The following is a 23,565-nucleotide window of genomic DNA, read 5'->3' as shown; positions in this document are numbered from 1 at the left end:
TTTTATAATAAATGTTGTATTCAATAAAAATTGAATTTTGATATTTTTTATATTACCATTACTTTATTCCTAATTCTTTTAATTTACGTGTTAAAGTATTTCGTCCCCATCCAATTATTCGTGCAGCTTTTTGTTTATGTCCATGAGTATACATTAATGCAGTAGTGAGCAATGTACGTTCTATTTCTGATTGAGCCTGTGACATCAAATTTTGATGGCCAGATTGCATTGAATAGTCTGCCCATTGAGCTAATAATTTAATCCAGTGACTTGATAGGGTTGGTAAAGATTGTATAAATTTATTAATAGGTTTTAATTCAAATAGCTCTTCAGTAGGAAGATCTTGTATTAATACTTTTTTATCTGCTACCATAACTGTAATCCAACGGCAAATATTTTCTAACTGGCGAACATTACCAGGCCAATTCAACTGAGTTAATATAGCTTCTGTTTCTATATGGAGAAATTTTGTTTGAATATTTAACTCGTTAGCAGCTCTCTCTAGAAAATAACGTGCTAAATATGGAATATCTTCACGTCTTTCTCGTAATGGTGGTAAATGAATTCTGATAACATTAAGACGGTAAAAAAGATCTTCACGAAATTTACTTTTTTGTACATGATGATAAAGATTTTGGTGAGTTGCAGCAATAATACGTACATCAACTTTTATAAAACCATAACTACCAATACGATATATTTTACCATCAGTTAACACTCGTAGTAGACGAGTTTGTACATTAATAGGCATATCACCAATCTCATCAAGAAATAATGTACCCCCGTTAGCTTGTTCAAATCGACCTTGGCGAATTTGACTTGCACCAGTAAAAGCACCTTTTTCATGACCAAAAAGCTCAGCTTCGATAAGATCTTTTGGAATTGCTGCCATATTAATAGCAATAAATGGTTTCTTAGTTCGTGGACTATAATGATGTAAAGCATGAGCTATGAGTTCTTTTCCTGTACCAGATTCTCCGTTGATTAAAACACTTATTGACGACCTTGATAAACGACCAATAATACGAAATACATCCTGCATTGATGGTGCTGTCCCAATAATAGCTTTTGTGGGGATCTTTATCAATTTATGATTAGGTGATTGTTTTTGTTCCTGATAGTAACTAATAGCACGATTAATTAATATTACTGTTTTATCAATATCAAGTGGTTTAGATAAATAATCAAAAGCACCTTGTTGATAACTATTTACAACAACATATAAATCTGAATATGCGCTCATAATAATTACCGGAATCAGTGGGTAATATTGTTTAAGTTGTTTTAATAGCGATATTCCAAGCATATTTGGCATACAAACATCTAATAAGATAACATTTGGTTTTTTACTAGAAATAATATCTAATATGTTGTAGCGATAATTAAAAGTGAAACAATTAATACCAGTTTTGGTAAGTGCTTGATTAAGAATTAAACAAATGGAATTATCGTCATCTACAATCCAGACTATTCCTCGTTGCATAGACCCCTCAATGATTCATAGATGAAATAAAAGCTCATTAAAGTTTTTTAGCTTACTGTTAAGTGTAGAATATTATTCTTTTAAATGATATAATATAAGTTATAGGAGATTGAATGAAATGCATGTACTTAAATATAGGTATTATATATTTTTTTTTTTTTTTTATTTACTATCAATATAATTCTTCATAAGTAAATTACTATAGTTGATATTAATATTTTTTAAGTTACTTACTATAAGTTACTTACTAATATATATAATAACTAATATATATAATAATTATTATTACATGATTTTATTAATAAAATATTTTATATAAAACAGTAACAATTATGTCTTTTATATTTAAGAAATAGAATTAATACTCTGATAATAATCGCAATAAATACGTAACTTACATAACATATTTTCATATATTTTGTTTGATTTAAAATAATTATTTTTTAAACTTCATTAACTCAATTTAAGATTTTTTTTGTATTTTGTTTAATTTGAAATTATCAAAATAATTATATTATTACATTATATAGAAAAAGCTCATCACTAGGATGAGCTAACCTTTTATGGTTATAGAAAATATTTAGTAGTTTATACTTTTATATACTCACTAGCTATATCATTTTGATATATAAATTAATATAATATTATTGAAAATAAATCAACTCTTTGCTGTAGTTTAAAATCATAAAAATAATAATTAAATATTAAACGCTATAATACATTTCAAATTCGACAGGATGTGGTGTCATATTTATGCGATCAATATCTGATTTAAGAAGTGTAATATAAGCATCTATAGTATTATCAGTAAATACATTACCACGCATTAAAAAATCACGGTTCTTATTTAGTTCATTTAATGCATCTTCTAAAGAAGATGCAACTTTAGCAATATTTACTTCTTCCTGTGGTGGTAGATTGTATAGATTTTTATCCATAGCATCGCCAGGATGGATTTTATTAATTATACCATCTATTCCAGCCATAAGTAGAGCAGCAAAAGCTAAGTATGGATTTGCAGATGGATCTGGAAAACGTACTTCAATACGACGTGCTTTAGGGTTGCCTACAATTGGAATACGAATTGAAGCAGAGCGATTACGTGCTGAATAAGCTAACATGACTGGAGCTTCGTAACCAGGTACTAGACGTTTATAAGAGTTCGTAGTTGGATTTGTTAAAGCATTAATTGCTTTAGCATGCTTAATAATACCACCAATATAGAATAATGCAATTTTAGATAAACCACTATATTGATCACCAGAGAATAAATTTATATTGTTTTTAAATAGAGACATATGGCAGTGCATTCCAGAACCATTATCCCCAAATATTGGTTTCGGCATAAAAGTTGCAGTCTTCCCATATGCGTGAGCAATATTATGTACAACATATTTATATATTTGAATTTCATCAGCTTTTTTAGTTATAGTATTAAACCGAATCGCTATTTCATTCTGACCGGCAGTAGCTACTTCATGATGATGTGCTTCAATTATTAGACCCATTTTCTCCATAGTTAAACACATAGCAGAACGAATATTTTGTGAAGAATCAACCGGCGGCACTGGAAAATAACCACCTTTTAGTGTAGGACGATGCCCTTTATTACCACCTTCATATTTTTTACCGGTATTCCAACATGCTTCGATATCATCAATATTAACATGTGAGCCTGAAAATGAAGAGCTAAAACGTATATCATCAAATAAAAAAAATTCAGGTTCAGGTCCAAATAATATAGTATCAGCAATACCGGAAAGAATTAAAAATTGTTCTGCACGTTTAGCAATAGAACGAGGATCACGTTGATAACCTTGCATAGTATTTGGTTCTAAAATATCACATCGAATTATTAATGTTGGATGTTCGAAAAAAGGATCTATGATTGCAGTAGTTGTATCTGGCATTAATATCATGTCAGATTCGTTAATGCCTTTCCATCCATTTACAGATGAGCCATCAAACATTTTGCCTTCTTGAAAAAAAATAGAATTAATCTGATGTGTAGGGATACTCACATGATGTTCTTTCCCTTTAGTATCAGTAAAACGTAAGTCAATAAATTTAATTTCTTTTTCTTTGATCATTAACAGAATGTCTTCAGCAAGCATAAGTAACCTTCCTAAAATAATAATTTGTCTTTATAATAATAAGATAATTACGTTGTTTAAAATACGTCATAATTATTAATAAGATTGTATGTATAACTAAAAGATCTAAAATACATTAACTAATTCACTTTTACAGTGCGTTTCTTTATTTAAACATGATAAAGTAAAATTAATGTTAAATTTTAATAAAATAATAAATATATTCAAAATTAAAATTTGTATAAGAATACAATCTTTAAAAACAATGAATCAAAGAATCAAATTCTTTAAATATTCATAGTCATATTTGGTATTTATTTTAATTTATGCAAATATACTGTTATTTATTTAATATTTTTTGAGGCAAAAATCTGTGATTGAAAATTTACGTAACATTGCTATCATTGCACATGTTGATCATGGTAAGACGACTTTAGTGAATAAGCTTTTACAACAATCTGGTATTTTTGATGCTCGTACTCCAGAAATGGATAGTATGTTAGATTTCAATGTTCTAGAAAAAGAACGTGGAATTACCATTCTTGCTAAAAATGCAGCTATTATATGGAATAATTATCGTATAAATATTGTTGATACTCCAGGTCATGCTGATTTTGGAGGAGAAGTTGAACGTATTATGTCAATGGTAGATTCTGTATTGCTTGTTGTTGATGCAATAGATGGTCCTATGCCTCAAACTCGTTTCGTAACTCAGAAAGCTTTTAATCATGGATTGAAACCAATTGTAGTTATTAATAAAATCGATCGTCTAGGTGCACGTCCTAACTGGGTTATTAATAAAGTATTTGATCTATTTGTTAACCTCGATGCCACTGAAGAACAATTAGATTTTCCAATTATTTATACTTCTGCACTTAACGGTATTGCAGGTTTTAATTATACTGATATGGCTCAAGATATGACTCCATTATATCAAGCAATTATTAATTATGTTTCTCCACCACAGGTAAAAATTAAAGCACCCTTATTAATGCAAATATCTCAATTAGACTATAATAGTTATCTTGGTATTATTGGCATTGGTCGTATTAGACGTGGTATATTAAAACCAAATCAACAGGTAAATATTATTGATAGTAAAGGTAAAATACGTAATGGTAAAATTAGTAAAGTATTAACTTATTTTGGTTTAGAACGTATTGAAAGTGATTATGTAGAGGCAGGAGATATTATTGCTATTACTGGTTTAGGACATTTAAATATCTCTGATACTATATGTGATATACAACATACAGAAGCATTGCCAGAATTAAAAATCGATAAACCAACAGTAACTATGCTTTTTAATGTTAATGATTCACCTTTTTGTGGACAAGAAGGTAAATTTATTACTTCTCGCCAACTTTTAGAGCGTTTAAATAAAGAAATGTCACATAATGTTGCTTTACATGTTGAAGAAACTAAAGATGCTGATGTATTTCGTGTTTCTGGACGTGGTGAGTTACATTTAGCAATTCTTATTGAAAATATGCGTCGTGAAGGTTATGAATTAGCAGTATCACGTCCGAAAGTAATTTTTCAAATGTTAGAAGGTCATAAACAAGAACCATTTGAAAATGTTACTATAGATATTGAAAAACAACATCAAGGTTTTGTTATTCAAGCTATGGGAGAACGTAAAGGTGAGATGAGAAATATCTATTCAGATAATAAAGGACGTATACGTCTTGATTACGTAATTCCAAGCCGTAGTCTCATTGGGTTTCGTAATGAGTTCGTGAATATGACTTCTGGTACTGGTTTTCTATATTCTACATTTAGCCATTACGATGATGTACGTTTAGAGGAAGTATGGCGTCGTCGTAATGGAGTATTAATATCTAACGGTCAAGGAAAAGCTGTTGCTTTTTCTTTATTTAATTTACAAAATCGTGGTAAATTATTCCTGGGACATGGCTCTATAGTTTATGAAGGTCAAATAATTGGTATTCATAATCGCCCTAATGATCTAACTGTAAATTGTCTAACAGGTAAGAAATTAACTAACATGCGTGCATCAGGAACAGATGAAGCCACAACATTGATTCCAGCATTAAAAATGACATTAGAACAATCAATTGAGTTTATTGAGGATGATGAATTAGTAGAAGTTACACCATATTCTATTCGTTTACGTAAACGTTGTTTAACTGAAAATGAACGTAAACGAGCATTACGACATACTAAAATTGAAAAATAATATATTATTGCATTTTAAACTTAAAATGATATTTAATGATTTTAATGTTTTTTTAAAATTAAATCATATGTATTTTTAAAGAGAATATGTATAAAAAATATTAAAATTAGTCAATATAAGTTATTTTAAGCATTGTGATAATTTTTCTTTTTTGATATCCATCGATCTATTAAGGACTGAGCTTGTTTAGGATAATACTTGTGGATATAACGAGCAGCAGAGTGAACTTCAGCAAGTATAGACTGATCTCTTAATAAATTTGCTACTTTAAATTTAGTATTACCAGTTTGTTTTGTACCTAATAATTCACCAGGTCCACGAATCTCTAAATCATATTGAGCAATTATAAAACCATCATTATTATTACGTAGTACCTGCAAACGTTTTTGTGCAATTTGGCTTAGAGGAGATTTATAAAGTAAAATACAATGAGAAGTCAATGATCCACGTCCCACTCTTCCTCGGAGTTGATGTAATTGTGCTAATCCTAACCGTTCAGGATTTTCAATAATCATCAAACTGGCATTTGGTACATCTATACCAACTTCAATAACTGTAGTAGCAACTAATAATTGTATTTCATTCATTTTAAAAGAATGCATAATAGATTGTTGTTCTAAGTATTTCATACGTCCATGTATTAATCCTACTTGCAAATCTGGTAGTGCTAATTTAAGTTTTTTCCATGTTACTTCAGCTGCTTGTGCTCTTAATTGTTCAGATTCCTCAATTAATGTACATATCCAATAAGCTTGACGTTTTTCATTAGATACTACTTTTTTCATACGTTTAATAATTTCGCTACGACGTTGATCTGAAATAGCTACAGTATTGATTGGTATCCGTCCTGGTGGCATTTCATCAATAGTTGAAATATCAAGATCAGCATAAGTTATCATTGCTAAAGTACGAGGAATAGGTGTAGCAGTCATTATAAGCTGATGTGGATAATATTTCCCTTCTTTACCTTTTTCCCATAAAGCTAAACGTTGATGGACACCAAAGCGATGTTGCTCATCAATGATCACTAAAGCTATATTTTTAAATTTAACATGTTTTTGGAATAACGCATGTGTTCCAACTATCATAGCAATTTTACCGATAGCTATTGCTTCTTGTTGAGCTTTACGTTCTTTAATATTTTGTTTACCAGCTAACCATCCTACTTCGATGCCTAATGGCGAAAACCATTGACGAAAATTATTTGCATGTTGTTCTGCTAGTAATTCTGTAGGAACCATAAGTACTACTTGTTTATTATGGGTTATTACGTTAAGTGCTGCAATTGCTGCAACTAATGTTTTTCCTGAGCCTACATCACCTTGCACTAAACGCATCATTGGAAAATTATTTGATAAATCATGTTTAATTTCTTCTATAACTCTCTTTTGTGCAGAAGTAGGAGAAAATGGCAGCGTTGCTAATAATTGATTTATCAGTTTATGATGTGGTGCAATAGGTATTGCATGATATCGTTGTGTATTTGCACGTGCAGATAACATATTTAAATTGTATGCTAATAATTCTTCTAAAATCAAACGTCTTTGAGCTGGATGATATCCAAATTCTAAATCTCTAAGGGATAACTTTTTAGGTGGATGATGTAAAATACGTAATGCATCTTTTAAACTAATTAATTTTCTACTTAGCTCTGGAGGTAACAATTCATCTATTAAGGTATTATCTAGTAATTTAAGAGCGTAATTTATTAAATTACGGAGTGTCTTTTGATGTATACCCTCAGTAGTAGGATAAATTGGTGTTAGTGTTTTTTGAAGTTTAATAATTTTTTGATTTTTTTTAATAAAATAATGTGGATGAATAATTTCAATTCCGTACTTGTTGTATTTGACTTCACCATAGGCAATAATATTAGTACCAATAACTAAACTATTTGTAATTCTAGTATTAAAATTAAAAAATCGCATAGTTAAATAATCACTACCATCACTGATTTTACAAATGAACATACGACGATGATGACTAAAGATAATTGTACTATATATAACTTTCCCTTCTACCATTGCCCAAATACCAGGAAGTAGATTATTTATACGATAAAATTGAGTGCGATCTTCATAACGTAATGGTAAATGTAAAAGTAAATCCTGGATAGTTAATAAACCAAGTTTATTTAATTTATTTATTTGAGTATTATTAATATTATTAATAATACTGTATGGAATAGTATTAAATAGATAAGGAATCATTTTTTATCTTTTTTTTATAGATATCCTTCAATCAATTGTTAATATAATTACTTTTTCATAAGGCATGTATTTTGAATAATTCATTTATAATTATTTTATAATAAAAAAATGCTAATAATATATAAAATTTTTTTGTTATAAGCAAAAATATTGCTTAATTTTAATAAATAGATTGCGACTATATTTTAATAAATAGATTGCTACTATGTTAAATCAAATATTATTAATCCTTAGAATATGATAAAATTTACCTATTACATATACAATCTAAGATAATTAGATTATCTATATAATAGAGCTTATTTGAAACAAATATATTTTATTTATTAACTATAATATTAACTGCAATAATAATGCATACATTGTATAATTTATTTAAATTAATATATAGAAATTTTGTTGTAAGAAGTATTTCTTAATGTTTTAATTTTAAAATATAAGTATATGGACTTTATTTTTAATCATCAAGAATTTATTATATGTGTTTTCAGAAAATTATTACCATTTAGTTTTATATATTCTTTATTATAATGATAAGTATTATATTAGTTAAATCGATTATTAAAAGGGAATCTTTCGTATAAATTACTTTTTATCCAATTTAACTCTTTTTTAATTTTATTATCAGTAGTATTATTAATTTTTTTATTATTAGACTTATCACTATTATTTAATTGGTTCTTTAATAATAAGCGACTTCTTAAATTTAATGATTTTTTCTCATATTTAAAATTTTTTGTTAGTTGACGAATTTTAGATTTTGCTTTGGAACTAACTACAAAATTTAGCCAAGATTCATTAGGATATGCATCTAATGAAGTAATTATTTCAATAGTTTGGCCTGTTATAAGTGGTTTAGATAATGGATAATATTCGCAATCTACACGTACTCCAATGCAGGTATGTCCTATATCAGTATGTACTGCATAAGCAAAATCTACTGGCGTAGCACCAGCAGGAAGTTCAATAATATGCCCTTTCGGTGTAAATACATATATTTCATCTAAAATAAGATCAGATTTAACATTTTCAATAAATTCAAAAGAGTTATCAGCATTTTGTTGGAGCTCTAATAAGCTTTGAAGCCAACGTTGTGCGCGAATTTGTATACTTGTATCCTTTTTATGGCTCCAATGTGCTGCTACACCCATTTCTGCCATATGGTCCATATCTTCAGTTCGAATTTGTATTTCAACTGGTATTCCATATGGACCAATCATAGAAGTGTGAAGTGATTGATATCCATTAGTTTTAGGAATGGCAATATAATCTTTTACTCGACCAGGGCGCGGTTTGTAAAGACCATGCATTTGACCTAATACTCGATAACAAGTATCAAGATCTTGTACTATAATTATAATATAAAAAGAATAAATATCCCTAATTGAATTTAAACGTTGTTCTTTTAAATGCATCTTACGATAGATTGAATAAAGATGTTTCTTTCGACCACTTACACGGCAAGTAATACCGGTTTCTTGTAAGCAATTATCAATTTCAGTAGTAATCTTTCTGATAATTTCTTTACGATTTTCACGTACAGTTTTTACAACTTCTTGAATTACACGAAAACGAGTAGGATAAAGTGTTTCGAAACTAAGTTCTTCTAATTCAATTTTTAAGTGACGAATACCAAGACGTTGAGCTAAAGGACTATAAATTTCTAAGGTTTCTAAAGCTATTCGTCGTTTTTTATCTGGTCTTAAAGCACTTAGAGTTCGCATATTATGTGTTCGATCAGCGAGCTTAATAAAAATTACGCGTATATCTTTTACCATTGCAATAATCATTTTACGAAAATTTTCAACTTGTTCTTCTTGTTTATCACGAAAATGTATTTTATCTAATTTAGATACTCCTTCTACTAGCTTAGCAACATTTTTACCAAATAGATTCTCTATATCTTGATATGTAGTCGACGTATCTTCGATAACATCATGGAGTAAAGCACCCATTAATGTTTCATAGTCGAGTTTCATTTTAGCTAAAATACAAGCAACAGCAATAGGATGAGTAATATATGGTTCACCACTGGAGCGCTTTTGACCTTTATGTGCATTACATGCAACAATATAAGCTTGGTTAAGGCAATAAATTTGCTCATCTGATAAATATATTTTTGTAATTTTATTAAGGCTTTCAAACAGATACAAGGTTTACCTGCAAATACTTTTAACGACGCGTTTCAACAATAGGAGTAACCGATTGTAAATGACTGGTTTCTTTTTCTTGTTGTGCCTGATGATCAGTTATATCCAAAATATGTTTATTGATTAAACCTTTTTCAATTTCACGTAATGCAATAACGGTTGTTTTATCATTTTCCTCCGAAACTAAAGGATTTTTATTGCCCGCTTGCATCTGACGTGCACGGCGTGCAGCTACTAAAACTAAATCAAAACGATTGCCAATTTTCTCTACTGCATCTTGAACCGTTACACGTGCCATAAATGTACTACTCACTCTATAGGAAAATAATAATTAAATTGTATAATACTAAAATTATTTTAAATTTCCAATAGTTTACTGATTAAAGTATGATGTTTTATTTTCTGGTGTTCTATACGCAACCGTTCTGCAAAAATAATATTTTTTAAATCAGATAAAGCTATTTCAAAATCATTATTTATAATTAAATAATCATATTCAGAGTAATGACTAATTTCTTTAATAGCTTGTTTCATTCGGTAAGAAATTACTTGCTCGTTATCTTGTCCTCTACTATGTAATCGACGATATAGCTCTTCTATCGATGGAGGTAATATAAAAATATTACGTACATTTGACATTTTCTGGCGAATTTGTTTTGCACCTTGCCAATCTATATCTAAGAATATATCAATTCCAGTAGCAAGCATATGTTCAATAGTAGATTGTGATGTTCCATAATAATGACCGAATACTTCTGCATATTCAAGGAAATCATTTGTAGCTATCATTTTTTCGAATTGTTTTTTTGAAATATAAAAGTAATGTTTACCATGGATTTCATCAAAACGTTTTTTACGTGTAGTATGTGAAATAGATAATTTTATATTGCATAATAGTTTTCTTGTTAAAAATGTTTGAATGAGAGTGGATTTACCTGTTCCGCTAGGTGCAGAAATAATATAAAGATTTCCTTTAAACATGTTTAGATTGCATGTGAGTTAAAAAATAGATGTATTTTTACACAAAATATATATATACTATTGTATTAAAAGTTATTTTTTATGATAACTTTTTTGATTATATGAATAGTTAAAAACAGGCAATTTAAGGCGAAAATATATTGCTAGTAAACGTGCAGAAAGACCAAAGAATAATGTAATTATTACTATTAAGTTTTTTGTTAGGTGAGTTTTTAATAATAGTATATATATCCAAGCTGATATAAAAGCAATACCAGCATATAGTTCTTGTTGAAAAATTAACGGAATACGATTACAAAACATATCACGTAATATACCACCAAAAACACCAGTAATCACAGCTGCAATAGCAGAGATAATTGATGCGTGTTGTGCATTTAATGCAACTTGTACACCTATAATAGAAAACACTACAAGTCCAATGGCATCTAATAGCAAAAATATTTTATATAAATAATTGATTAATGGCGCTAAGAACATAGTAATTATAGCTGCAATAGAAATTATTATAATGTATTCTGGATTTTTTACCCAGCTTAAAGGATAATTACCTAATAAAATATCACGTACTGACCCACCCCCTATTGCACTTACTAAAGCGATAACAATTACGCCAAATAAATCCATTTTATTTCTACCTGCTGCTAACGCACCACTTATGGCTTCGGCAGTAATACCTATTATATAAAGAATAGTTAATAACATAAAATACTTTTATAAATTGATAAATAATTTACAATATTTACTAATAAAATTCAAAATACTAGTTTTTTTTAATTCCATAGTATTAATATATATTTATATATAGTATGTTAGGATATAGAATTATATAGATAAAAAATCGATAAAATCTTCCTAATTAACCCATATTAAAAATTTACTATTTATTTTAAAATATTTAGATTTTTTTACAAAAAAATAAGCTAAAATAACTGAATAAAGTTTAATGATAAAATCAAATATGTCTTAAAGTTTTTAATTTTCTATAGCTATGTTAAAATATAATAATTATTATAAATACACGAAATTATATATATCATAATTAATTCTAATCAAATAAATATAGTAAAAGATATTTATTATAAAATAATTATTATATTTTACTATTCAATATTTTGAACTTGTTCTCGCATTTGTTCAATTAATACTTTTAATTCAATTGCTGAAGCCGTTATATCAGTGTTATTTGACTTCGATGCTAATGTATTAGATTCACGATTAAACTCTTGCATCATAAAGTCAAGACGACGACCAACAATTTCTTTTTTCTTTAAAATATGAAAAGTTTCTTTAACATGTGCATCTAAAAGATCTAATTCTTCAGTTATATCGATTTTTTGTGCTAGAATAACTAATTCTTGTTCTAAACGATTATTCTCTATTTGAATATCCGCTTCTTTTAATTTTGTAATAATGCGTTTGTGTTGTAATTTAAGTATTTCTGGCATAAGAATGCGTAATTTATGAATTTCTTTTAAGATATACTTAAGGCGTTGTTCAATAAATACTTTTAACATAGCTCCTTCTCTTTCACGTGATGCTATCAAATCATTAAGGGCATTATCAAGAGAAGTTATTAGATCTATATTGATAGGATGAAGATCCTGTTTATTTATTGAAATTACACCTGGCCAAGATAAAATATCTAGAGGATTAATCTCACCCTCATCACTTTGCATTTTAACCCAATTAGCAGCTTGAACTAACTGTTTAGCAAGTGATTTATTAATTAATAATTCACCTTGTAAGTTTGGATCAGTATTAAAATGTAAATTACATTCAATTTTACCGCGTTTTAAACGAGTTCGTATTTGTTCACGTATTACTGGTTCTAAATTTCTTAAGTATTCAGGTAAACGAATACAAATTTCTAAATAGCGATGGTTTAAAGAAAATAGCTCCCAGTAAGCTATACCCAATTCATTTTTAATTTCTCGATATGAATATGCAGTCATGCTACGGATCATAGTATAATACTCATTATAAAAAAATCTCTAAGTAAAAGTTATGATAAACTAGATATATACATCATAATAATATTTCTTAAATATATAAATAGTTATTTATTTTCATGTAAAAATTATGATTAAAAATAAAACAGTGAGAATAGATATGAATTTATACAATAATTAATTATTAATATAATTAACTGTTTGTTTATATTTGTATTATTATTTATAACTTTAAATATACTATATAAAATAAAATATACCTATAAGAAAAACTATGAGAAATAAGTTAATAATACTTATATATTTTATTTCTAGATATATAAAAATTAAATTATCTATTAATATTTATTTAGATTGCAGTTTATTCAATAAATAATTTTTTTTAATTAATATTTAAAGAATTAATTGTTATTAGTGAAGTTACTTTCAAGTAACTTCACTAATAACAATTAGAATAACTTTCTTACTGAGGAGTAAAGGATGCAGAACTTTCAGCATCAATTTATTGAATTCGCTCTTAATAAAGGCATATTAAAATTTGGTAAATTTACTTTGAAATCAGCTCGTCAAAGTCCATATTTTTTTAATTCTGGACTTTTTAATACAGGTCATGATCTAGCATTATTAGGACGTTTTTATGCACAAACTCTAATCAATAGCGGAATTGATTTTGATATACTTTTTGGTCTAGCTTATAAAGGTATTGCAATTGTAACATCTACTGTAATAGCTTTAGCTAATTATCATAATCGTAATGTACCTTATTGTTTTAATCGTAAAGAAATTAAAAATTATAGTGAAGGTGGTGTATTAATAGGTAGTACATTGCAGGGAAAAGTAATTTTAGTAGATGATGTTATAACTGCTGGTACAGCAATACGTGAATCTATGAATATTATAGCCACACATAAAGCTACTCTTGTTGGTGTATTGATCTCTTTTGACCGTCAAGAACGAGGAATGAGTAATATTTCTGCTATCCAAGAAATAGAGCGTGACTATAAATGTAAAGTTATTGCTATTACTACATTAAATCAGCTCATGTGTTATTTAGAAGATAAACCAGAAATGATAGATTATCTAATTAAAATATGTAAATATCGTAAGAAGTATGGTATTTAAATTTTTTTACATACATGTAGGAAAATTAAGAAGATTTAAAAAATAAATTTATTTATAATAAAAAATTTTATTATTAAAATAATATGTATAAAAAATAACATAAATTATGAATTTTTATTTATGTTATTTTTTAAATAACTATCTTCTTATATATTTAATTTTTAAAAGTTTTATATTATTAGTAATAGTGAATAACCACTTAAAATATTAATGTTCTTATTTTAATTATTGATTACCAGCCAGAATGACCAAAATTTCCTGTACCGCGCATACTGTAATCAAAATTTTCTACTATATTAAACTCAACCTTTACTACTGGGATAAAAACTAACTGTGCTAGGCGGTTTCCAGGTTGTAGTGTAAAACTTTTTTGGCTACGATTCCACACTGATACCATTATTTGTCCTTGATAATCTGAATCAATTAGACCAACTAAGTTACCTAGTACAATTCCATGTGTATGACCAAGACCTGAACGAGGTAAAATAACTGCTGATATACTTGGATCATTAATATGTATTGCTAAGCCAGTAGGTATTAATTCAGTCATACCTGAAGGAATTTCTAATTCATTGTTAAGACATGCTCGTAAATCTAATCCGGCAGAACCAATAGTTGCATAAGCTGGTAATTCAAAGTCATTACCTAATCGTTTATCAAGAATTTTTATACTGACCTTTTTTATCATAACGAATTATAATCTCATCTATCAATTGTTGACCAAGCAGTTTTTTATTATTTAGTGGCAAAATTTTATTTCCATCTTGCCCAAAAAGATATAAAATATTAGTATCACTATTAAATCCTTGTTTTTTTTGTGCTATAATGTTTGCACAAATTAAATCTAAGTTTTTTTGTTTGCGTTTTCTTTGCGCATATTTTTCTATATCATGTGTTTCTGCAGCAAAACCAACAACAAAAGGCCGTTTTTTTTGCATAGATGCTACCTTTGCTACGATATCAGGATTTTTTATTAGTTTTAATGTAATGTGATCATCATTTTTTTTTATTTTTTTAAAAGCGATATTCGCTCCTCTATAGTCTGCTACTGCTGCACTGGCAATAAAAATATGTTGTTTTTTTATTTGTTTCATGACAGCTGCTTCCATTTCTAAAGCACTATTAATATCTATACGTTTTATTCCAAGAGGAGTTGGTAATGTTACTGGTCCAGTAATTAAAGTTACCTGTGCTCCACGTTGTGCTGCAGCAGTTGCAATAGCAAATCCCATTTTACCAGAACTATAATTACTAATATAACGAACTGGATCAAGTGCTTCATGAGTTGGCCCAGCAGTAATCATAATATTTAAATGTTGCAAATCTTTAATAGAACTAGCCCATTTTACTACGTAAACTAAAATTGTTATTAAATTAATCATACGCCCAGGACCAATATCACCACATGCTTGGCGGCCGATATCAGGTCCCCAAATTAACATACCACGTTGATATAAACGTTGAAGATTTTCTTGAGTTATTGCTGCACTATACATTTGTTGATTAATTGCTGGTACTATAGCAATAGGTTTATCACTGGCGAGACATACTGTAGTTAGTAGATCATTACTCATACCTAATGCTATGTTTGCTATTAAATTAGCAGTAGCAGGTACTATTATAATCAAATCAGGCCATTTTGCTAATTTTATATGATTTATTGTATTTTTTAATACAGGATTAAATAAATCATCAAAGACTGGATGTCCTGATACTACTTGTAAACTAAGAGGAGTAATAAAAAACTTAGCAGCTTCTGTCATCATTACACGAACTTTTGCGCCATAATTTTGTAACATTCGCACTAACTCTGGTACTTTATAAGCTGCTATACTGCCACTTATTCCAAGCAAAATTTTTTTCCCAACTAATTTTGTCATCTCTTCTCTCATTTTAATCTGATTACATCCATGTTATAAGTAATATTTATCATATTCTAGCTATAGATCTTTTATCTACTAAATATTTATTAAAAGCGTATATAATTATTAATTATTATTTTCTTTGATTTAAAAAAAAGAAAAGATGCATTCATTAGAATGGAAACGTTAAGTTTTTATAAATTAAAAATTATTTATTTAACAATTCATGATTACTGTAGGAATTTTATTCCTTATTAAAATTAAAGACTATAACAACACACATGAAAATAAAATTATATAAATTAAAATTATTAATATTTTATCATAATTAAATCACAATTTTAATATTAATTTATTTTGTAATAAAAATAGATTGATTAAATTATTTAATAAGAATTCAAAAATAATTACTTAAGAATTTTATTCTATTTTTTTATTGAAATAGTATGAGTATTTATAATTATATTTTATGAGAATATAATTAAATATATTAATGTTAATCATTTATGTAATACGTGAATATAAAATATTCATATTATTTATTTATACAAATTAATTACTAATGCATAATATTTTTTATACTAGACATTACCTATGATCTAAAATATAAATAAAATTATTTAAAATGATATTTTTTATTTAAAATACATAAATAATAGATAAATAATAAAAAGTATTATAAATTAATATTTATAGTTAATTATATCTTATATTTGTTTTTAGATAAATGATTTAAATAAAATCATCTATATTAATTTATTTTTAATAAAATTTGCTATGAATAAATAAAAGTGTTATATTGATAAATATTATATTATATTATATTATATTATAGATATAATATAATATAATATAATATATTTTGGAGAATTATTTATGGCAAGACTTTGTCAAGTCACTGGAAAACGTCCGGTAACCGGTAACAATAGATCTCATGCAATGAATGCTACGAAACGTCGTTTTTTACCTAACTTACATTCACACCGTTTTTGGATTGAGAGTGAAAAACGTTTCGTTACTCTTCGTGTATCTACTAAAGGTATGCGTATCATTGATAAAAAAGGTATAGAAATTGTTTTAACTCAACTTTGTACAAATGGTAAAAAATAATATAAATAAAAGGTGATGTAGTATGTCCAAGAGTAAGGGTAGTCGAGAAAAAATAAAACTTATTTCCTCTTCTAATACAGGTCATTTTTATACAACGACTAAGAATAAACGTAATAAGTTAGAAAAATTAGAACTCAAAAAGTTTGATCCTATATTACGTAAGCATGTCATTTATAAAGAAGGTAAAATTAAATAATTTTGATATTTGAAGTTTTCTTTTTCTTTCCAAGTATTTTTTTCAAGCATTTAAAGGAAATAAAATGCCTGAATTACCTGAAGTAGAAACTATTCGACGTTCTCTTGAACATAACTTAGTTGGTAAGACTATTATACGTGTTTTTATACGTAACATACGCTTAAGATGGATAGTGCCGAATGAAATCCATTGTTTAAACAAACAGCTTGTTTTAAGCATAAGTCGTCGTGCTAAATACCTTTTATTAGAATTACCAAAAGGGTGGATAATAATTCATTTTGGTATGTCTGGTAGTTTACGGCTCGAATCTTTCGAACAGTCTCCTATAAAACATGATCATATTGATTTAATAATGTCTGATAATAAAATTCTACGATATAACGATCCACGTCGGTTTGGTGCCTGGTTATGGAGTAACGATTTAGCAAGTAGTAATGTGTTATCTAATCTTGGTCCAGAACCACTAAGTGATGAATTTAATGCTGAATATTTATTCAACAAATCATTTAATACACGTACATTGATTAAACAATGGTTAATGGATCCTAAAGTTGTAGTAGGCATTGGTAATATTTATGTTAACGAATCTCTTTTTATTGCAGGTGTATTACCTAATCGATTAACTATGAGTTTAAATAAAAAAACAATAATATTACTTGTAGATGCTATTAAAACTACACTATGCAGTGCTATTGAGCAAGGTGGAACTACACTACGTAATTTTTTCCATATTGATAATAAACCAGGATGCTTCAATCAGAAACTACGAGTATATGCTCGTGCTGGAAAGATGTGTTATACATGTAAAACATTAATTTGCAAAAATAAACAAGGACAACGTAGTACTTTTTGGTGTCCTCGTTGCCAAAGTTAAATAATTTTTAAGTTTGTGTTAATTTGGTTAATAGTGCTTTATGTACTACTTCAGGTAAGAATTCATGAATATTTCCAGCATAATTTGCTACACTTGCCACTTCTTTTATTAATGAAGAAGATATAAAAAAATTATTCTCTGAAGGCATAAGAAATATACTCTCAAGTGATGGAAATAAATGACGATTCATTTGTAGTAATTGTAGTTCATATTGAAAATCAAAAATAGTACGTAATCCACGTATTATAAACTTAGTATTATATTCTTTTGCAACTTGTACCATTAGATCTTTAAAACCGATTATCTCGATATTAGATAAATGTGTTGTAACTTGTTTTACTAAGTCAATGCGCTCAGTAAGGCTAAATAAAGGTTTCTTATTATAACTATTTGAAATAGCTATTACAATATAATCAAAAATTTGTGTAGAACGAGTAATAATATCTAAATGTCCTAATGTTATGGGATCGAAAGTACCAGGATAAATAGCTCTTGTATTCACAATGATTCCTGTTTAGATGAGTGATATAATGCCCATAACGCAGAATATTTATTGAAAGTATATTGTGCGTTAACCATAGCTAAAATCCATCCTTGTTTACCATCAAGAAAAGAAGAGCGTAATACTAAAGTTTTAAAAAAAGCACCTAATGTGTGTATAAAAATAGATTGCAAACTATAATGTTTACTTAGCTGAAAATGATACTGTGCCCAAGCTTCAGCATAATTTAGTTGTTTATGCTGAAAAGTGATTAAATCACGACAAGTAAGATGTTGTAAATATCCTGGAAGATTAATGATATGTGCATCTTTTTTTATATCAAGAGATTCATGTACTAAATGATCATTATAAGTAAAGCTACATGGATAAAGACGTATTACCCTATCTGGATACCATCCGCTATGTCGCATAAAACGACCAAGGAATAAATTATTACGTTCTAGACTATAAACTTTATTGAAATTAGGACTTTGTTCTAATATTTGTTCTATTACACTTCTGAGTTCTGGAGTTACTCGTTCATCGGCATCAATCATTAATATCATATCTCCAGTAGCAAAAGATTGAGCACGTTGGCGTTGTTTACCAAAACCATCCCAAGTTCGAGTTTGATATACTTTAGCACCGTACTGACGTGCTATATCAACAGTAGTATCACTACTATCAGAATCTAATACTATAATTTCATCTGCCCAACAAACTGAAATTAGTGCTTCTCTTAGAATTTTAGCCTCATTCTTGGTAATTATTACTACAGATAGTCGTTGTTTTTTATGCATAAATTATTAAGCTCGTGGTGGTAAATAAGGTTCGAGTAACTGTAGTAAACGCTGCAATGTACCTTGATTTTGATATAATATTAATGCTGCATTGTAACCATATTGATTTCTATAGTTTTTATTTTCTAATAAAGTAGTGATTTCTTTTTCTAAGGATTTCTTATCTTTTACTATGATTAAGCCTTTTCCCTGATATAGTTTACTACAGATATTTTTAAAATTCCATATATATGGTCCCGTTAATATGGGAATGGAATATACAGCTGCTTCTAAAGGATTATGCCCACCACATTTTACTAAGCTACCGCCAATAAAAGCAAGATCGGCAATTCCATATAATAACATTAATTCACCTATAGAATCTACAATTACTACTTGTGTAGTACTAGAAGGAATTTTTCCACTACTACGAAGAATAACTTCGAAACCAAGTTTATATGTTAAGTTAAAAACTTTTTTAAATCTTTGCGGATGTCGTGGTACCAATACTAATAATAAATGAGGAAATTTTAGAAGTAAACTTTGATATACGGATAACACAATAGCTTCTTCACCTTCATGAGTGCTAGTTACTATCCAAACTAGACGGTGTGATGCCCATTGATATCTTAATTTCATTGTTTTGTTTATAAGTTCAGGTGTTATATTTATATCAAATTTTAGACTACCAATGACTTTTAAATGAGTATTTTTTAATCCTAAATTAAGGAAATGATGGCCATCTTCAACGCTTTGTGCAGCTATCATTGTAATCCGTTGTAGTAAATTACGCATAAAAATTCCAAGTTTTTTATACTTTCGAGCTGAACGTTTAGATAATCTAGTATTGGCAATTATTAGTGGAATTTTATGGTGATGAAGAATATAAATAATATTAGGCCATAATTCAGTTTCTAGTATTATTACTAATATAGGTTGAACTATATTAAGAAAACGATGAATTGATCCTGGAAGATCATAGGGTAAATAGGAATGATATACTTCTTTACCTAATATTGATGTAACTTGCTCTGAACCTGTTGGTGTCATAGTAGTGACAGTAATTGGCAGATTAGGATAATAATGACGTAATGAACGTATTAATGGTATTGCAGTTAAAGTTTCACCTACTGACACTGCATGCAATAAAATTCCGTGTGGTTTTATTTTAGTCATACAGTATCCATAGCGTTCAAACCAGCGTTTACGATATGATGGTTCCTTTATGCTACGTATCAATAGATATATCCAAATCAATGGCTGAATTAAATAAAGTAATAATGTATATAAAAACATCATAATGATATTTCTAAAAATAGAAACTATAAAAAATATTATAGAATAAATTATTATTGAATAATATAAAGATATAAAGATTATATATCTAGTTATCTATCTATTTAAAACTTTATAGTAAAGTGAAATCATTGCTTGTACTAAATTTTCCTTATTAAAAGATTTAACTTTACACAGGGCAGCTTGACCCATCGTAGAATTTTCTGATAAAGACGGTGTTTCTAATATAGCATCAGTTAGTGTTTTTATATCTAAAGCATCACATACAAATCCCTCCTTAGCAGTATCAATAAATTCTGCAGCACCACATGTAGTACTAGTTATTACTGATAGCCCACAAGACATAGCTTCTAAAACTACATTTGGACAAGGATCATATAAAGTAGGTAATAATAATGCATCTGCAGCGTGATAAAATGGTTGTACATCTTTTTGTATACCTACAAAGCGTAAACGATTTAAACAATTAAGTTGATTTGCTAATTGTTTATAACGTAATATTTTTTTATCCTGTCCTACTATTATTAAATAACGGTTACTATTTGCAATAGCTTCAATTGCTGCTTTTAAACCTTTCCTTTCAAAACCAGAACCAACATAAATCATTACAGTAGAATTTATTGGTAAATTAAGTTGTAAACGTGAAGAGTAACGTACATATTCTGTAGCAGGCTGAAATTTTTTGTTATTAACAGTGTTATATATAACATAAATTTTTTTACTATCTATTGAAAAATAACGTAATATATCTTGTTTAACCATTTTTGAATTACAAATAACTACCTTCAAACCATGATCATTAAATAAATTAGCTTCAGCTTGTAATACATAGTTATGATAAGGGCTTAAAATAGAGGTAAAACGTTGCTGCCAAGACGATTTAATACGGGATCGTTGTTCTAACCATGCTCTATGTACTCCATCACCTGCACGAAAAATATCACATCCAGCAATACGTTCATGGCTTTGTACAATATCAAATTTTTCTTTTTCCCAGTATTTTTTTGCAGCATTAGCAAAACTACGCTCACGTAAAATACGGTGGATTTTTATAGGATTACAAATGTGTATATGCCAAGTAGAACCAAGAGTTTTTTGCCAATTACGTGTAATAATATTTAGTTCAAGTTGTTCATTATTTAATGTTTCTAACATAGATGAAATGAATCGTTCAGCACCGCCATCTAATCGATATCTTTGTCTAACAATTGCTAGACGTATTTTACTCATGTAAAAAGCTCCTTGCTGCATTAACTACATCTACAACAGGAATACTAGAAAGATATCGCTGATTTGTTTTGGTATCAATAGAATCAGGTAATGGTAATGGAGCATAATGACCAGCCCAAATAATTTTATTATTATCCCCCCATGGCCACCATTGCTGTAGTTTAGTTGGACCAAACAATGCAAGGCAAGGTGTTCCTAATGCCGCAGCTATATGCATTGGAGCAGAATCAACTCCTATAAATAACTGTGAAAAATCTATTAGCGCAGCTAGTTGAGGTAATGATAATTGACCAGCTAATGATATAATATTTTGGCTATGGCATAATGATTTAATTTTAGCAACCATGGCCATTTCTTTTTTTTCTGATGAAGATGTTAACATAATAGTATATCCGTCATTTGAAAGTATATCAATGAGTTGTGCGAATTTTTCATCGTCCCAGCATTTAAATAACCACCGTGAAGTAGGTTGAACTACAATAAATGAATTCTTTATTTGTTGTAGTTCTAATATAGATTTTACTTTTTGTCTATCCGCCATACTGAAATGCATAGAAGTTTTAGCATTTTTAATGCTAAAACCAAGAGGTGTTAATGCTGACATATTTTGTTCAACAGTATGTAATTGGTGGTGCTTATCAGTAGTCACAAGTTGATTATGACACCAACGCCAAAGCATATTGTCCCTTTTTTTAAAAGCGAAACCAATGCGAACCATTGCACCAGATAAACCAGTAATAACAGCACTTCTCCATTGATCAGCAAGGTTAATAACTAAATCATAATGGTATGCACGTACTGTTGATACTAATTCTGCTTCATGGCAAATTTTTTGCCAACAGCTTTCATTCTTCCAGTTACGATCAATCATAAGCAATTGACTAATTGCTGGATGTGATTCTAAAATTGGTCGTGTTTCTTTATATAATAAAACATCAATATTAGCTTGGGGATAATGTTGTCGAAGAGCATTAATAGTAGGTGTAATTAGAAGTATATCACCATGGTGTCGAAGTTTAATTAATAAAATATTTTTTGGTATAAATTTGGTTGGTATCTGACTTGTCATACTCAATAATCTTAAAATTCAATGAGCTGATTGTATTGTAGGGTAAATCCTTAGAGTTGAAACATCTATAGCGCTTATTTTGCGTCAGTGATAATACATTATAGTATTAAAAAGAAATTATTTCTATTGTTGATTCATTTTATATTTTAGAAATAAATAGAATTTATGTAAAAATTTTTTTAGTTATTTATTAATTTATAGTTTTAAATATATAATGGTTTTATTGTATTCAAACATGCATTTTGCGATTAGATTTTAACATAAAATTATTTATGTTTTTTATAAAGGGAATAAAAGTGATTAATGCCTCTTAATTTTATGATCATTAGATATGTCTAATTATCATAAAAACTTTTATATATTTCATTATGTAATTTATGTATATAATTTTATTTTTATATTTTAAATAATATATTTTTTATCAAATTTTTTTATTAATAGTAATATTTACTGAAATATGTTAATTATTATTAATAA

20 protein-coding genes are annotated in these 23,565 nt (G+C 28.0%); 5 read left to right on the top strand and 15 right to left on the bottom strand.

The genetic code is table 11. From position 1 onward, the window contains the following. Positions 1-58 precede the first annotated feature (58 nt). Both glnG and glnA read right to left on the bottom strand, forming a co-directional pair. On the bottom strand, positions 59-1,483 hold the full coding sequence (gene glnG, locus FD728_RS04365; RefSeq protein WP_159935209.1) for a nitrogen regulation protein NR(I): 1,425 nt from the start codon (positions 1,481-1,483) through the stop codon (positions 59-61). 704 nt (positions 1,484-2,187) lie between these two features. Then, complete coding sequence (glnA, locus tag FD728_RS04360) at positions 2,188-3,597, bottom strand: glutamate--ammonia ligase (protein WP_159935207.1); 1,410 nt, start codon at positions 3,595-3,597, stop codon at positions 2,188-2,190. 352 nt (positions 3,598-3,949) lie between these two features. Here glnA and typA point away from each other — a divergent pair, with 352 nt between their 5' ends. Next, on the top strand, positions 3,950-5,776 hold the full coding sequence (typA, locus tag FD728_RS04355; protein WP_159935205.1) for a translational GTPase TypA: 1,827 nt from the start codon (positions 3,950-3,952) through the stop codon (positions 5,774-5,776). 125 nt (positions 5,777-5,901) lie between these two features. Here the strand turns inward: typA and recG are convergent, their stop codons facing one another. The 6 genes from recG to FD728_RS04325 all read right to left on the bottom strand — a co-directional run bounded on the left by recG (position 5,902) and on the right by FD728_RS04325 (position 13,084). Then, a complete protein-coding gene (gene recG, locus FD728_RS04350) occupies positions 5,902-7,986 on the bottom strand; it encodes an ATP-dependent DNA helicase RecG (protein WP_159935203.1) in 2,085 nt (694 codons plus the stop codon). Positions 7,987-8,531: 545 nt separating this feature from the next. Next, positions 8,532-10,139, bottom strand: coding sequence for a RelA/SpoT family protein (locus FD728_RS04345; RefSeq protein WP_159935201.1), 1,608 nt, complete (start codon positions 10,137-10,139; stop codon positions 8,532-8,534). A gap of 19 nt (positions 10,140-10,158) precedes the next feature. Continuing rightward, a complete protein-coding gene (rpoZ, locus tag FD728_RS04340; protein WP_159935199.1) occupies positions 10,159-10,434 on the bottom strand; it encodes a DNA-directed RNA polymerase subunit omega in 276 nt (91 codons plus the stop codon). 59 nt (positions 10,435-10,493) lie between these two features. Continuing rightward, the gene (gene gmk, locus FD728_RS04335) at positions 10,494-11,117 is read right to left on the bottom strand and encodes a guanylate kinase (RefSeq protein ID WP_159935197.1); all 624 of its coding nucleotides are present in this window, start codon (positions 11,115-11,117) and stop codon (positions 10,494-10,496) included. A gap of 72 nt (positions 11,118-11,189) precedes the next feature. After that, positions 11,190-11,822 carry a trimeric intracellular cation channel family protein gene (locus FD728_RS04330; RefSeq protein WP_159935195.1) on the bottom strand — a complete coding sequence of 211 codons (633 nt, stop codon included), beginning with the start codon at positions 11,820-11,822 and terminating at the stop codon, positions 11,190-11,192. A gap of 398 nt (positions 11,823-12,220) precedes the next feature. Next, complete coding sequence (locus FD728_RS04325; protein ID WP_159935193.1) at positions 12,221-13,084, bottom strand: YicC/YloC family endoribonuclease; 864 nt, start codon at positions 13,082-13,084, stop codon at positions 12,221-12,223. 465 nt (positions 13,085-13,549) lie between these two features. Here FD728_RS04325 and pyrE point away from each other — a divergent pair, with 465 nt between their 5' ends. Beyond that, entirely contained in the window at positions 13,550-14,191 is a 642-nt protein-coding gene (pyrE, locus tag FD728_RS04320) for an orotate phosphoribosyltransferase (RefSeq protein ID WP_159935191.1), read from the top strand. A gap of 232 nt (positions 14,192-14,423) precedes the next feature. On the opposite strand, the gene dut is transcribed toward pyrE, so the two are convergent. After that, positions 14,424-14,879, bottom strand: a complete 456-nt coding sequence (dut, locus tag FD728_RS04315) for a dUTP diphosphatase (protein ID WP_159935189.1) — start codon at positions 14,877-14,879, stop codon at positions 14,424-14,426. Beyond that, entirely contained in the window at positions 14,848-16,071 is a 1,224-nt protein-coding gene (coaBC, locus tag FD728_RS04310; RefSeq protein ID WP_159935187.1) for a bifunctional phosphopantothenoylcysteine decarboxylase/phosphopantothenate--cysteine ligase CoaBC, read from the bottom strand. The genes dut and coaBC overlap by 32 nt, the downstream gene beginning before the upstream one ends. A gap of 858 nt (positions 16,072-16,929) precedes the next feature. On the opposite strand from coaBC, the gene rpmB reads away from it, so the two are divergent. The 3 genes from rpmB to mutM all read left to right on the top strand — a co-directional run bounded on the left by rpmB (position 16,930) and on the right by mutM (position 18,233). Continuing rightward, positions 16,930-17,163: a 50S ribosomal protein L28 gene (rpmB, locus tag FD728_RS04305; protein ID WP_159935185.1), complete on the top strand. Its 234-nt coding sequence runs from the start codon at positions 16,930-16,932 to the stop codon at positions 17,161-17,163. Between the two features lie 22 nt (positions 17,164-17,185). Then, the gene (gene rpmG / locus FD728_RS04300) at positions 17,186-17,359 is read left to right on the top strand and encodes a 50S ribosomal protein L33 (RefSeq protein WP_159935183.1); all 174 of its coding nucleotides are present in this window, start codon (positions 17,186-17,188) and stop codon (positions 17,357-17,359) included. Positions 17,360-17,423: 64 nt separating this feature from the next. Continuing rightward, positions 17,424-18,233: a bifunctional DNA-formamidopyrimidine glycosylase/DNA-(apurinic or apyrimidinic site) lyase gene (gene mutM / locus FD728_RS04295; RefSeq protein WP_159935181.1), complete on the top strand. Its 810-nt coding sequence runs from the start codon at positions 17,424-17,426 to the stop codon at positions 18,231-18,233. 7 nt (positions 18,234-18,240) lie between these two features. Here mutM and coaD read toward each other — a convergent pair whose 3' ends face one another. The 5 genes from coaD to rfaQ all read right to left on the bottom strand — a co-directional run bounded on the left by coaD (position 18,241) and on the right by rfaQ (position 23,088). Continuing rightward, entirely contained in the window at positions 18,241-18,735 is a 495-nt protein-coding gene (gene coaD / locus FD728_RS04290) for a pantetheine-phosphate adenylyltransferase (RefSeq protein ID WP_159935179.1), read from the bottom strand. Then, entirely contained in the window at positions 18,732-19,514 is a 783-nt protein-coding gene (locus FD728_RS04285; RefSeq protein WP_159935177.1) for a glycosyltransferase family 2 protein, read from the bottom strand. The genes coaD and FD728_RS04285 overlap by 4 nt, the downstream gene beginning before the upstream one ends. A 6-nt stretch (positions 19,515-19,520) precedes the next feature. Further along, positions 19,521-20,795, bottom strand: a complete 1,275-nt coding sequence (gene waaA / locus FD728_RS04280) for a lipid IV(A) 3-deoxy-D-manno-octulosonic acid transferase (protein ID WP_236261829.1) — start codon at positions 20,793-20,795, stop codon at positions 19,521-19,523. Between the two features lie 90 nt (positions 20,796-20,885). Continuing rightward, a complete protein-coding gene (locus FD728_RS04275; protein ID WP_159935173.1) occupies positions 20,886-22,019 on the bottom strand; it encodes a glycosyltransferase family 4 protein in 1,134 nt (377 codons plus the stop codon). Next, on the bottom strand, positions 22,012-23,088 hold the full coding sequence (gene rfaQ / locus FD728_RS04270) for a putative lipopolysaccharide heptosyltransferase III (RefSeq protein WP_159935171.1): 1,077 nt from the start codon (positions 23,086-23,088) through the stop codon (positions 22,012-22,014). The genes FD728_RS04275 and rfaQ overlap by 8 nt, the downstream gene beginning before the upstream one ends. Between the last annotated feature and the right edge of the window lie 477 nt (positions 23,089-23,565).

Origin of the sequence: Pantoea sp. Aalb (assembly GCF_009829985.1) — a bacterium.
In the GTDB taxonomy this organism is placed as follows: Bacteria; Pseudomonadota; Gammaproteobacteria; order Enterobacterales; family Enterobacteriaceae; genus SZZU01.
The sequence above is the reverse complement of the archived record's forward strand: the minus strand, read 5'-3'. Positions and strand labels throughout refer to the sequence as shown.

What these genes read in the sequence shown, in the direction of transcription:
- glnG (WP_159935209.1), bottom strand. Translation starts at nt 1,483, where the DNA reads ATGCAACGAGGAATAGTCTGGATTGTAGATGACGATAATTCCATTTGT.
- glnA (WP_159935207.1), bottom strand. Translation starts at nt 3,597, where the DNA reads ATGCTTGCTGAAGACATTCTGTTAATGATCAAAGAAAAAGAAATTAAA.
- recG (WP_159935203.1), bottom strand. Translation starts at nt 7,986, where the DNA reads ATGATTCCTTATCTATTTAATACTATTCCATACAGTATTATTAATAAT.
- rpoZ (WP_159935199.1), bottom strand. Translation starts at nt 10,434, where the DNA reads ATGGCACGTGTAACGGTTCAAGATGCAGTAGAGAAAATTGGCAATCGT.
- gmk (WP_159935197.1), bottom strand. Translation starts at nt 11,117, where the DNA reads ATGTTTAAAGGAAATCTTTATATTATTTCTGCACCTAGCGGAACAGGT.
- FD728_RS04330 (WP_159935195.1), bottom strand. Translation starts at nt 11,822, where the DNA reads ATGTTATTAACTATTCTTTATATAATAGGTATTACTGCCGAAGCCATA.
- FD728_RS04325 (WP_159935193.1), bottom strand. Translation starts at nt 13,084, where the DNA reads ATGATCCGTAGCATGACTGCATATTCATATCGAGAAATTAAAAATGAA.
- pyrE (WP_159935191.1), top strand. Translation starts at nt 13,550, where the DNA reads ATGCAGAACTTTCAGCATCAATTTATTGAATTCGCTCTTAATAAAGGC.
- dut (WP_159935189.1), bottom strand. Translation starts at nt 14,879, where the DNA reads ATGATAAAAAAGGTCAGTATAAAAATTCTTGATAAACGATTAGGTAAT.
- coaBC (WP_159935187.1), bottom strand. Translation starts at nt 16,071, where the DNA reads ATGACAAAATTAGTTGGGAAAAAAATTTTGCTTGGAATAAGTGGCAGT.
- rpmB (WP_159935185.1), top strand. Translation starts at nt 16,930, where the DNA reads ATGGCAAGACTTTGTCAAGTCACTGGAAAACGTCCGGTAACCGGTAAC.
- rpmG (WP_159935183.1), top strand. Translation starts at nt 17,186, where the DNA reads ATGTCCAAGAGTAAGGGTAGTCGAGAAAAAATAAAACTTATTTCCTCT.
- mutM (WP_159935181.1), top strand. Translation starts at nt 17,424, where the DNA reads ATGCCTGAATTACCTGAAGTAGAAACTATTCGACGTTCTCTTGAACAT.
- FD728_RS04285 (WP_159935177.1), bottom strand. Translation starts at nt 19,514, where the DNA reads ATGCATAAAAAACAACGACTATCTGTAGTAATAATTACCAAGAATGAG.
- FD728_RS04275 (WP_159935173.1), bottom strand. Translation starts at nt 22,019, where the DNA reads ATGAGTAAAATACGTCTAGCAATTGTTAGACAAAGATATCGATTAGAT.
- rfaQ (WP_159935171.1), bottom strand. Translation starts at nt 23,088, where the DNA reads ATGACAAGTCAGATACCAACCAAATTTATACCAAAAAATATTTTATTA.